This is a genomic window from Microbacterium sp. H6 (assembly GCF_003314775.1).
Classification (GTDB): domain Bacteria; phylum Actinomycetota; class Actinomycetes; order Actinomycetales; family Microbacteriaceae; genus Microbacterium; species Microbacterium oxydans.
Genome location: NZ_QOAY01000136.1, coordinates 1 through 424, shown reverse-complemented (window position 1 = coordinate 424; position 424 = coordinate 1).

Sequence of the window (424 nt, the reverse complement as noted above, 5' to 3'; positions counted from 1 at the left end):
AGTGCCTTGGACTTCGCCCACGTGCGCTTCTCGCGGCGGACCCGGGTCTGAGGAGTCGACGCCGCGCGAGGAGCCATGTGTCGGGGGCGCAGGCGAGGATCCCAGGAACGGGGGGCCTGTGCTTCCTGGGGCTGGGGGTCCGTGGTCTGGGGCTGTGTTGCCTGGGACTGCGTTGTCTGGGGTGCCGCGGTCTGGGGTGCCGCGGTCTGGGGTGCCGTCGTCTGGGGCTGTGTTGCGCGCGGTGCCGTCGCTGGAGTCGGCTTCGTCTGGGGCCGTGCCTGAGTCTGCGTCGCCTGCGAGTGGAGGGCTGTCTCGTCCTGGGTCGGGTCCGCGGCTGCGGTCGCTGTGTGAGCTGCCGCGGCTCTGCGGCGTGCGCGCGAGGACCTGAGTGACGGGGCGACAGGCGCGGCGTCTGCGTCGAGCG